Here is a 10,880-nt window from a genome sequence, read left to right on the forward strand (position 1 = left end):
ACAGCTGACCTCTGCCGCGCTTGGCTTCTAGGTCACCCCCCTGCGCTTCGCCTACATTGGGGCAGACTGCAGCATTCAGTAAGAAGGGCTCATTGCAGTCATCGGAGCTTGCGTAGCATCAACTCGAACTGGAACGTTTCCCCGCGCCGTCGACGGCCCCTAGCCGACATTGCTTGCTTGACCAGGATGCTGCAGCCGCAGCCCGCATTGCAGACATTGGCTGCAGGCACGAGTCTTGGGTTTAGTCGAATTCACGGACTGCGAGATCAACCCGTCCTTCGGCGGATTCAAATCTGTGTTTGTTTCGGGTGACTTGACTGCAGTCCGAGTTTGCCCAACCATGCTTGTACCAGCCGACAGCAGAAACTCGGCGAACTCGCGCTTAGCGTTATCTATGCGCAAAGTCGGCCTTGATGCAGTTTTGAGCGCCGCATACCCTTCCCAGTAGGAATACCGCGAATTCAACTGACCATTCTGTCTATTCGCGTCGCGATCACCGATTGAAAGCTGTGTACTCGTGTCGGTCGAGCGATGCCATTCGACCGGAGATTCTGATGACAACGTACACCGTAACAACTCTTGCCGATGAGAGGCTTTCCACTGATGGGCCGCCCGACGCGTTGCGCGAGGCCGAAGATGGCACGGGCCTTTCGCTGAGAGAAGCACTTGGCCTTGCCGATGCGTTCGACGGCCCGGATGAGATTGTCTTTCACCCTGATCTCGCCAATGGTCGGCTGACGCTTACTGGGCAGGCTCTGAAAATCGGAAGCGACGTCACGATTGATGGCGACGCCGCAGGTGATGGAACAAGCCGTATTGTTCTGGACGGCGACTACAGATCCCGCGTTTTTGAAGTTGATGCGGGTAAGGCAGCGATCTCGGACGTTGATATCACCCGCGGCGGCAGCGGTCCGCGGGAGACGCTTGGCGATGGCGATGGAGGTGGCGTGTCGATCGCGGCAGAGGCTGAACTGGCGCTGTCTGACGCACGGGTGTACCGCAACGGCGCCGGCGACGCTGGTGGATCACTGGGCGGTGGCATATTCAATGAAGGTACGTTGCGCCTGTCGAATGCTGAGGTTTTTGAGAATTCAGCTGGTTTCAGCCGCGGGGCTTCGGATGGCGGCGGCATAGCCAATACCGGCCTTTTGATTGTCGAGGATACGCTGATCAGCGACAACAGCACCGCCGGTCGCATCCCCGGTGGGGGCGGTGGCATTTACAACACCGGAACGACGCTTGCGACCAACGTGGTTCTAACGGGCAATCTGGGCCGTGAAGGCAGCGCCATTAACAATTCCGGCACGATGGTGGTCAGTGGCGGAACGATCACCGGGAATATCCCGCAACCCACGTCGTTTGGCACCCCCGATGCAGTATGGAACTTGGGGCAACTGACCTTTGTGCAATCCACGATCACTGCTAACACAGGTGCAGAGATCGAAAATCTTGCAGATCTGACACTGATCAATAGCATCGTAACGGAAGCGCCCGACTGGATCGTCACGATGCTTGGCACCAACATCGTCGGTTCGGAGATCTTTGAAGGCGAAACGCTGATTGGTCGTGTTCGAACTCAGGACATCTTTTCCAACGTTGGTCCTGATGGACCGGTGCTGACTGACAATGGTGGGGCACTGCCAACGCTGTTGTTGCGTGCTTCCGACCTTAACCCCGCGCTTGATCTGGGCGATCCGGCGTTAGCGCTTGATGCCACGGGTGAGCCGCTTTTGACGGATGCGCGGGGCCCAGGTTTTGCACGGGCTTTTGATTTGCCTTACGTCGAAGAAGTTGGGGCGAACCTGGTTGATCTGGGCGCGCTTGAGCTTCGGCTTGATCCTGCCGATACGCTGGTGCTCAATGGTGAGGTGCTGCCCGTGCTCAGCTATGGTGCCGATCAGGACCGCGGCAGCTTCGAAGTGAGCGGATTTGGTGGCCGGTTGATACAGGGTGAAAACGCCTGGAACCACCTCCCAATCAACTATGAAGTGACGGCAGATACGATTCTGACCTTCCGTTTAGACACCACCGGACAGGCTGAAATCTTTGGCATCGGCTTTGACAACGACGACAGAGCAGATTCCGAAACCTATTTTCAACTCGGCGGAACACAGCAGGGTTTCGGTATTCAGGACTTCAATATCGCGGTCGAGAACAGCACAGAGGCTGAGCTTTTCAGGATTCCTGTGGGTGAATACTTCACGGGCCAATTCGACCGCTTGGTCTTTGTGACCGATCTAGACACCCCGCCGTCCGTGCCACAGGAGGAGCCTGCGGCGAGTTTCTGGTCTGATGTCATGCTATTCGAGGATGGGCCGCGCGTTCGGCTTAACGGCACGCTGGAGAATGTGCGATCCTACGGTCCCGAACAAGACAGGGGCAGCGTCGAGGTATTCAATGATGGTTTTGGGCTCGCACAGGACTCCAACTCATGGAAGCGGATCGATATCGACTATGAAGTCACAGGGAAGACTGTGCTGGCCTTTGATTTTGATGCGTCTACCGAGGGGGAATTTCACGCAATCGGGTTCGAAAACGATGATGTGCCTGATGGAGATACGTTTTTCACCTTGCTGGGAACGCAGGACGGGTTTGGCATCCGAGAATTCTTCAGTCCTTCGGTGATTAACGAGGGCCCGCTCCGCTTCGAAATCCCCGTGGGCGACTATTTCACTGGCCGGTTTGACCAGCTCGTTTTGGCCACCGATCAGGATGTGGGTGAGGGTGCAGACAGCTTTTGGTTTGATTTGACACTCTTCGAAGGCCTTTAACCGAGCGGGTGTCCTTGGATTAGGTGCCGCCGATCAGTATGTTGCAACCAACAAACCTGAGGAACGTGGTGCCAGTGTCAACGGCCAGTGAAGACCAACGTGATCAAGCGCAATCGCTGATTGGATACGCTCTCAATAACTCTACGGACCCTCACAGGTACAAAACACGACTGCAAACCTACCCGCTAGTACGTGAGATGGGCTGTCTACCAAGTGATACCAGTGGAATTCTGAGAGACGGTGGTGCATCTCTTTTTCACAGTTTGGCATTTCGTATGGCGACTTACGAGAACGAAGGCCTGTTCAAACGCTTGGAAGAGCTTTTGTCGATAGCAAGCGAAGCAATCGGTTGGGATGACGAGTACTCAAATTGGAGCTCTGAAAGTGACCATTGGGCCGTCAAATGGGACAAGTTCAACCAATTTCTCTGGCTGTTGCAGTGTTTTGAATACTATGCCGATCTGGGTGGAAAGGTCGCATTCCCCTACTCGGAGAAGACGGCAAAGCCGGACATTTTTGTAGAGTACCCCGATGGTTCCAACCATTATGTTGAGTGCTTTTACTACACAAAATGGTGGGGTACAGAGCAGTTGGTAGAAGGCTTGCTGTACGCTTTGGACAAGGATTTGCGTATTGAACGCACAAGCAATATTGAAATTGTTAACGCCGAAAACCCACTTTCAGGCACCGAAAACGGCACTTTAATCCCCACACTTGCCGAGTTGAGCAAGCATTTGAAACCAGAACAATTTGAGGTCTTACGAGAACAGGCCAGCATCCAATACCCAGTTGAAGTGTGCCAACTTGGTCCCTTCCAAATCGTTCTTGAAGGATCGGGTGAATATCAGCCCCAAGATAACGCGCAAGGCGACCCCAGAAACTCCTGGCAAGTTTTTAGCCGTGAAATCTTGGACAAGAAAAAGGATAAAAATGGTCTAGCAAACCATAGATCAAACCTGTTGCTAGTGAACTGTTTAGGTCTGGATTTTCAACTGGCATTAGATGAACATGCCCACATTTCCGAGGTGCCTGGTTCGATTGATCAAGTTTGGATTTGCGCATGCGGGGTAACGGGTAAACTTCAGTCCAGCAGGCGATTGATGGCTTACAGCACAAGCATTTGATCTTGAGCTATTTGCAACTTTGCAGTGTCCGCTTTTCTGCGCAGAGCTGCCGCGGTCTACAGTTTAGCGTCCGGTACTATGGACTCAAACCGGAACTTAACAATTAAAAAACCCCGGCGCTTGCGCACCGGGGCAGTCACATAACCGAGGGAGGTTGGTTAAGTCTTACCAGTCTGCCGGGCCTTTTTCGGCGAAGGCGTGGACCAGGAAATCGATGAATGCGCGGACCTTGGGCTGCGTGAAACGTCCCGGCGGGTACACGGCATAGATGCCTTGCGTTTCCATCGGCAGTTCGGGGATCGCATCCATAACCAGACCTTGCTCCAACGCGTCGGCATAGAGGAAGCTGGGCAGATAGGCGATGCCGAGGCCCGAGATGGCCGCATTCAACAGCGATTGACCGTCATTCACGCTCAGCCAACCTGCGGTGCGCACCTGACGCTTTTCACCTGACGGGGCGGTCAGCTTCCACACATTGCCCGACGATTGGTTGGAATAGTGCAACAGCTTGTGCTCGTTCAGATCGTCGATCTTTTCCGGCCGACCATATTGCTCGAAATATTTCGGGCTTGCGATCATGCGCTTGGTTGTTTCGGTCAGCTTGCGGGCGCGCAGGGTGCTGTCTTCCAGCTCACCAATGCGGATGGCCATGTCGAACCCTTCGGAGATCAGCTCAACATAGCGGTTGTTCAGAACCATGTTCACGGTGATGTCCGGAAAATCGGCCAGGAATTCGGACAGGCGCGGGGACAGGTGATTGACCCCGAAATCCGTCGCGACCGAGATACGCAGCAGACCAGAGGGGGCGGATTGCATGGATGTGACAAGGGAATCCGCCTCACCGGCATCATTCAGAACGCGGCGGGCGCGGTCGTAATAGGCCAGGCCAATCTCGGTCGGGCTGACGCGGCGTGTGGTGCGGTTCAACAGTCGGGCGCCAAGCCGAGCCTCCAGCGACGACACGTGCTTGGAGACGGCGGATTTCGAAATCCCCATCTTCTTTGCCGCGTCGGTAAAGCCACCCTGGTCCACGACCGTGGCGAATGCTTCCATCTCGGTAAGGCGATCCATGCCTGCTGCCTCTCAATCCATGCGTTGTTGAGGCTCAGGTATGGTGGCGAATAAAGGCACGATCTTGGCGAGGGTTGGATAATATCGGGGAGATTGCGGGGATCGTTTATGGCATGGAAACGATCTGTTAACCCTCAGGTCGCGATATCCGCGCTCCAGTTTTGGAAGGTTTCAGCCTCTTGCTGCAGCGGGGCGTTGTCCGTTCCACCGATCAGAAGAAAGCCGTAGCCGGGCGTGTTCCAGCGGGCCAGTTCCATACCCTCGGCCTGAGCCATGTTCACAGGTTTTGCATCGGGACCGGCAGGGATGATGCACAAGGCAACAGGCGTGCCATCGGCACGAGCAAAAGCGATCTGGATCAGCGGTTTGTCATTGAAGCCCAGCACCTGGGCTCGCTTGAAGGTCAGGCCTTGCGCCTCTGGTAATCCACTCAGGTCCAGGTCCAGAGCATTGGACACGGCGGCCAACTGCATCGCGGCTTCGTCAGCGGACGGGTCGGCAATGGCCAGCGTCTCGGCGGTATAGAGCGCCTGATAAGAGGCGACGAACGACACCCACCCGCGCGGCGCGGGTTCTGGCGTGCCGAACCCGGTGAACATCGCCACAGCCAACCCCGCGGCCAGACCTGTCGCAAAGGTGCCCACGCCCCATGCCCAACGTCCCCGCGGGGCAGGCGCGGGTGTGACTGCAGGTTCCGGCAGGGCAGGCATGGGCGGCGCGTCCTGCAACAGCGCCTCATAGGCTTCGGCAATCGGCGCCAACGGCACATCAAGCGCGGCAAGCTGATCGCCGAGGGCGGGGTCACGCTCCAGCGCCGCTTCGATCTCGGCGTGCAGGGCATCGTCCGCTTCCCCATCCAGGAAAGCGGTCAACTCCTCGTCCGTAAAGGCTCGCACGTCCGTCATTGCACCTTCGCCTTGTCCTCGGCCAACTCGGAGTTGAGCCGCTTGCGTGCGGCTGCCAACCGGCTCATCACTGTGCCGATGGGAATCTCCATTATTTCAGCCGCTTCCTTGTAGGCGTACCCTTCAACATAAACCAGAACCACCGCCTGACGCTGCGCCTCGGGCAGTCTGTTCACCCTATTCAACACGTCACGTGCCAGAATATTCGTTTCTGGTTCATTTTTTTTGTCAGGAAGATCGATTTCTTCCACCGGGACCAATCCGCCCCCCGTCCGCACCTTGCGCGAGCGCAGCTCGTTCAGCCAGATGCGTTGGGCCATTCGGAACATCCAGCGATCCAGATGTGTGCCTGGTTCGAATTGATCAGCCTTGTCGAGCGCGCGCAGGCACGTGGTCTGCACCAGATCATCCGCCCAGTCCCGCCGACCGGTCAGCGAAACAGCATAGCGCCACAGCCGCGGATAGACGGCTGGGATACCGTCGCGAACGACACTGGCAGAATTTTCGGACGAGGTGTGAATGGAAATTGTCCCGACGTGCTACATTTGTTGTCTACCCACCATGCCTCGGAGGAGAATAGAAATGAACTCATTTGTCAAAGTCGTGACTTTTGCAACACTGCTTGCTGCGCCAGTTTTCGCACAGGACACGCCTGCACCCGCAGATGCCAAAGTCTACTTCGTCAACATATCCGATGGTGACACGCTGTCATCACCGGTCACCGTGGTCTTTGGCCTCGAAGGTATGGGCGTGGCCCCCGCCGGGACGGAAAAGGAAAATACGGGTCACCACCATCTGCTGCTCAACCGTCCACCACTGGGTGAGGGACCAGAAGGGGCGGACGAATTGGCCTATGGTTTGCCGGCTGATGACAATCACATTCACTTCGGTGGAGGGCAAACGCAGGTGACGCTTGACCTGCCACCCGGTCAGCACACGATGCAGTTGGTGATGGGCGATCTGAACCACGTGCCACATGCAACGCCTGTCGCAAGCGACGTGATCACAATCACTGTCGAGTAAGCAGTTTGTAGATGAAGGCGGACGACACGTCCGCCTTACGGGTAAGGCGCGGGTGTCCCGCGCCTCGGCCCTGGCAATCAGTGCACTACAAGAAAACCCGCTCCGCAGGGCCTATGCACTTCAGAACATCTGGCTGGAAGACCACCACATGTGAAATTTCCGGTCGCGACCGCGATGAATACAGCATGGCTTGCGCCCCGGCGTTCCGGGCTTTGTCAGAATACGCCCATGTTGGAGACAGAGCGCCCGTGGCGGTTATGTCCTGCCAGACAATTGACGCATCGCCATTGGCACGTTCATCCGCGACGTGCTCGGCTTTTAACCACATCGGCACAAGCATCCTGGCGACACCGTCATCAACATACCGTTTGATCGCAACTTCAGCGCCCTCTGCGCTCAAAGATGCGTAGGCCGCAACCTGCCCGGAGTGATGGAAGCGCCCTTCCGGCGCTTGCGCCGGTATGGATGGCGTGGCGAATAATGTCTCCGGCAGAAGCCGCCATACCGGACCATTGAACGGTTTCAGTTGCATCTTTCAGACATCAGACATGACCTTGCACCACCATCACAATATGGCGGGAACAGTTCGTGCAAGCCATGCCCATGTCTCGGATGCCAATAGTAAAGGTCAAGACGCATCCACCAAAGTGTAAGGCGGATCTTGATCCGCCTTACAGCGTTGCGGCCAGCCGTGTGCCTTGATCAATGGCGCGCTTGGCGTCCAGCTCGGCCGCCACATCGGCACCGCCGATCACGTGGCAGGTGATGCCCTCGGCCTCCAGCGCATCGGCCAGAGAGCGTTCCGGGACCTGACCCGCGCACAGGATAATGTCGTCAGCCTCGATCAGCGTGGGGTTCTCACGCGCGTCACCGAAGGACACGTGCAAGCCCTTGTCGTCGATGCGTTCGTAGTTCACGCCGCCGACAAACTCGACATCCTTCATCTTGAGTGCTGCGCGGTGGATCCAGCCGGTGGTCTTGCCCAGCCGCTTGCCATGCTTCTCGGCCTTGCGCTGCAATAGTGTAACCGCGCGTGCGGGGGCTTCGGGTTGCGGTCCCTGTGGGGACAGACCGCCGCGATGCTCTGCGGTGTCGGCGACACCCCATTCACTCATCCACTGTGGCAGGTTTTCTGTTGGGCTTTCGCCCTCGTGGACAAGGTATTCTGAGACATCAAAGCCGATGCCGCCCGCGCCGATGACGGCGACCTTCTTGCCCGTCTCGACCTTGTGTCGCAGCAGATCGATATAGGAGTGGACGTTGTCGCCATCCTGACCGGAGATTTCCGGATCGCGGGGTAGAACGCCGGTGGCTATGATGACTTCGTCATAGCCTTTGAGCGTGTCCACAGTCGCCTCGGTGTTCAAGTGCACGGTGATCCCGGCCTCGGCTATCATGGTGCGATACCAGTCCACGAACCCCCAGAACTCTTCCTTGCCGGGCACCTGCTTGGCCATGTTGAGTTGGCCGCCAATCTCGTCTGCGCGGTCAAAGATGGTGACCGTGTGTCCTCGTTCTGCGGCTGTCAAAGCGGTGGACAGACCCGCCGGGCCAGCGCCCACGATGGCGATGGATTTCTTCGTCTCCGCGGGGGCTACGACCAGTTCGGTCTCGTAACAGGCGCGCGGGTTCACGAGGCACGAGCTGATCTTGCCCGAAAACGTGTGGTCCAGGCACGCCTGATTGCAGGCAATGCAGGGGGCGATTTGGGCTGCCTTGTCCTCCATCGCCTTCTTCACGAAGTGCGGGTCGGCCAGCATGGGCCGGGCCATCGACACCATGTCGGCGCAGCCCGTCGACAGTACTTCCTCGGCCACTTCGGGTGTGTTGATGCGGTTGGAGGTGATGACGGGAATGTTCACCTTGCCCATCAGTTTTTTCGTCACCCATGCGAATGCTGCGCGGGGGACGGAGGTGGCGATGGTGGGGATACGCGCCTCGTGCCAGCCGATGCCGGTGTTGATGATCGTGGCGCCCGCCTTTTCGATTTCCTGCGCCAGTTGCACAACCTCGTCATATGTCGAGCCGTTGGGCACAAGATCGATCATCGACAGGCGATAGATGATGATGAAGTCGGTGCCCACGGCCTCGCGCGTGCGGCGCACGACCTCGATGGGCAGGCGCATCCGGTTCTCATAGGACCCACCCCAGCGGTCCTCGCGCTTGTTGGTGTGGGTGACGAGGAACTGGTTGAGGAAGTAGCCCTCGGACCCCATGATCTCGACCCCGTCATATCCAGCGTCCTTGGCGCGGGCCGCGGTGGCAACGATGTCGCTGATCTGTTTTTCGATACCGTCCTCGTCCAGTTCCGCAGGGGGAAAGGGAGAGATCGGGGATTTCACGGGCGAGGGGGCGACACACATTGGCCCATAGGCGTAGCGGCCTGCGTGCAGGATCTGCATGGCGATCTTGCCGCCGTTTTCGTGCACCCGATCCGTGACGATCTTGTGGTTCGCGACCTCTTCGGCGTTCGACAGCATCGCGGCACCCGGCAGCACAGACCCTTCGAGGTTGGGGCCGATGCCACCCGTGACCATCAGGCCCACTTCGCCCCGCGCGCGCTCGGCATAGAACTCGGCGACGCGGTTCCAATCCTTGGTCTCTTCCAGCCCGGTGTGCATGGAGCCCATGAGCACGCGGTTTTTCAGGGTTGTGAACCCCAGGTCCAGCGGTGCGAGCATGTGTGGATAGGCTGTCATGGTGTCCTCCCGAGCGTGTGTCCTCTTGGTTTCAGACATAGATCGTGTGATGTCACGCGCAACGCGGCGTCAAGACGGGTGCGCATCTGTCCCCGCGGGGACAGGTTTGTGCGGATTTTTGCTCTTGTCACAGGGTGTTGGGGGTGGGCGCAAATGTGGGACGCGCACAGGCCCGGTTTCTTGCCAAGGGCAAAATGGAACGGAGTGTGACAGTGTGGATGAGGCAACGGATATGCACCTGCGCGAGATGATTGCGGGCGAGGCGGATGCGCTGGGGCGCGTCATGTTTCGGGCGGTGTGCGAGGGGCCAAGCGCCTATACCGAGGCGCAGAGGCGTGCCTGGTGCGCCACGCCGCCTGCAGGCGACGGTTGGGCCGCGAAACTGGCGACGCAAGAAGTCCGCGTGGTCGAAGCACTGGGCGCGCCCGTGGGCTTCATCACCCGTGACGGAGCGTATGTCGATCTGGCCTTTGTCCTGCCGGAATGGCAGGGGCGCGGCGTGTTCTCGATGTTGTATGACCGGGTCGAGGCGGATGCGCGCGCGGCAGGCTTGCGTCGCCTTTGGGTGCATGCGTCGCTGATGGCACAGCCCGCATTTGCGGCAGAGGGGTTTGCTGTCGTCCGGTACGAGACGGTCGCGCGCCATGGGGAAACCCTGGACCGGGCGGAGATGTAGAAAGTGTTCGTTGGACTGACCTAGAGCAGAAGGGTGGCGCTCAGTGTTGCAACCATCAGTAGGTTTGTCGGAACTCAGTACGAGACGACTTCGATCTTCGTGTCAAACGCTGACCCCAAATATGAATGACTGTTCGACTCCCGGACGCGGCGGCCGTCCGCTTTGAACCCAAAGTGAAAGATGCAGCAAGCTAAACAAATGTCGGCTTTGAAGATTGCTTAGCATCTCGAGCTCAAATTGGCACTCTTAGGCTTCCCCGTTTTCCTGTTTACGAGTGCCGTGCGCTTCAACGATTAGGCTTTTCTTCACGTTGCTTCGATACCCCGCTCTCGGACAAGTGCAGTGAGGAATGCTTATGGTCGTGCAGGCGCAGCGCTATGGAGGCAGTGGCACATATATCGATCATCGGCCCTTTATCTCACGATATCTGGGTGACGGCGCGTACAAACCGGCCTTGGCACATCTTGTGGATATCTCGCGGACTCTGTCCCCCAGCCCAGAGATGTTGGATGACATGGCGACATGTTACTGGAATCTTGGGGATCATCAGACCGCGATCAAACTTACAGAGTTTGTGGCACAGGAATTAGGAAACAACCCGCTGGCGTGGG

The 10,880-nt window shown here is 57.8% G+C and carries 10 protein-coding genes; 5 read left to right on the forward strand and 5 right to left on the reverse strand.

Features of this window, described 5'->3' with window-relative positions; translation table 11 throughout:
* Positions 1-554 precede the first annotated feature (554 nt).
* Positions 555-2,771: a hypothetical protein gene (locus AC6RA8_RS17640; protein WP_500354439.1), complete on the forward strand. Its 2,217-nt coding sequence runs from the start codon at positions 555-557 to the stop codon at positions 2,769-2,771.
* Between the two features lie 275 nt (positions 2,772-3,046).
* Positions 3,047-3,895 carry a hypothetical protein gene (locus AC6RA8_RS17645; protein WP_500354441.1) on the forward strand — a complete coding sequence of 283 codons (849 nt, stop codon included), beginning with the start codon at positions 3,047-3,049 and terminating at the stop codon, positions 3,893-3,895.
* Between the two features lie 165 nt (positions 3,896-4,060).
* Here the strand turns inward: AC6RA8_RS17645 and AC6RA8_RS17650 are convergent, their stop codons facing one another.
* The 3 genes from AC6RA8_RS17650 to AC6RA8_RS17660 form a co-directional block, all read right to left on the reverse strand.
* Complete coding sequence (locus tag AC6RA8_RS17650) at positions 4,061-4,966, reverse strand: LysR family transcriptional regulator (protein ID WP_189367872.1); 906 nt, start codon at positions 4,964-4,966, stop codon at positions 4,061-4,063.
* A gap of 134 nt (positions 4,967-5,100) precedes the next feature.
* Positions 5,101-5,871, reverse strand: a complete 771-nt coding sequence (locus AC6RA8_RS17655) for an anti-sigma factor family protein (RefSeq protein ID WP_500354443.1) — start codon at positions 5,869-5,871, stop codon at positions 5,101-5,103.
* Positions 5,868-6,398, reverse strand: coding sequence for an RNA polymerase sigma factor (locus tag AC6RA8_RS17660; protein WP_500354454.1), 531 nt, complete (start codon positions 6,396-6,398; stop codon positions 5,868-5,870). The genes AC6RA8_RS17655 and AC6RA8_RS17660 overlap by 4 nt, the downstream gene beginning before the upstream one ends.
* Positions 6,399-6,453: 55 nt before the next feature.
* On the opposite strand from AC6RA8_RS17660, the gene AC6RA8_RS17665 reads away from it, so the two are divergent.
* Positions 6,454-6,894, forward strand: coding sequence for a DUF4399 domain-containing protein (locus AC6RA8_RS17665; RefSeq protein ID WP_500354445.1), 441 nt, complete (start codon positions 6,454-6,456; stop codon positions 6,892-6,894).
* 85 nt (positions 6,895-6,979) lie between these two features.
* On the opposite strand, the gene AC6RA8_RS17670 is transcribed toward AC6RA8_RS17665, so the two are convergent.
* Together AC6RA8_RS17670 and AC6RA8_RS17675 are read right to left on the reverse strand one after the other, a co-directional pair.
* Positions 6,980-7,426 carry an RES family NAD+ phosphorylase gene (locus tag AC6RA8_RS17670; RefSeq protein WP_500354447.1) on the reverse strand — a complete coding sequence of 149 codons (447 nt, stop codon included), beginning with the start codon at positions 7,424-7,426 and terminating at the stop codon, positions 6,980-6,982.
* Positions 7,427-7,565: 139 nt separating this feature from the next.
* On the reverse strand, positions 7,566-9,593 hold the full coding sequence (locus tag AC6RA8_RS17675) for an FAD-dependent oxidoreductase (protein WP_500354449.1): 2,028 nt from the start codon (positions 9,591-9,593) through the stop codon (positions 7,566-7,568).
* Positions 9,594-9,807: 214 nt separating this feature from the next.
* On the opposite strand from AC6RA8_RS17675, the gene AC6RA8_RS17680 reads away from it, so the two are divergent.
* On the forward strand, positions 9,808-10,269 hold the full coding sequence (locus tag AC6RA8_RS17680) for a GNAT family N-acetyltransferase (protein WP_500354451.1): 462 nt from the start codon (positions 9,808-9,810) through the stop codon (positions 10,267-10,269).
* 349 nt (positions 10,270-10,618) lie between these two features.
* Positions 10,619-10,880 (forward strand): hypothetical protein (locus tag AC6RA8_RS17685; protein ID WP_500354452.1); only part of this gene is annotated, 262 nt, incomplete at its 3' end.

It is taken from the genome of Tateyamaria sp. (assembly GCF_059783535.1).

Bases quoted from the DNA above. Each gene is read 5' to 3' on its own strand.
- AC6RA8_RS17640 (WP_500354439.1), top strand. From the start codon at position 555: ATGACAACGTACACCGTAACAACTCTTGCCGATGAGAGGCTTTCCACT.
- AC6RA8_RS17645 (WP_500354441.1), top strand. From the start codon at position 3,047: ATGGCGACTTACGAGAACGAAGGCCTGTTCAAACGCTTGGAAGAGCTT.
- AC6RA8_RS17650 (WP_189367872.1), bottom strand. From the start codon at position 4,966: ATGGATCGCCTTACCGAGATGGAAGCATTCGCCACGGTCGTGGACCAG.
- AC6RA8_RS17655 (WP_500354443.1), bottom strand. From the start codon at position 5,871: ATGACGGACGTGCGAGCCTTTACGGACGAGGAGTTGACCGCTTTCCTG.
- AC6RA8_RS17665 (WP_500354445.1), top strand. From the start codon at position 6,454: ATGAACTCATTTGTCAAAGTCGTGACTTTTGCAACACTGCTTGCTGCG.
- AC6RA8_RS17670 (WP_500354447.1), bottom strand. From the start codon at position 7,426: ATGCAACTGAAACCGTTCAATGGTCCGGTATGGCGGCTTCTGCCGGAG.
- AC6RA8_RS17675 (WP_500354449.1), bottom strand. From the start codon at position 9,593: ATGACAGCCTATCCACACATGCTCGCACCGCTGGACCTGGGGTTCACA.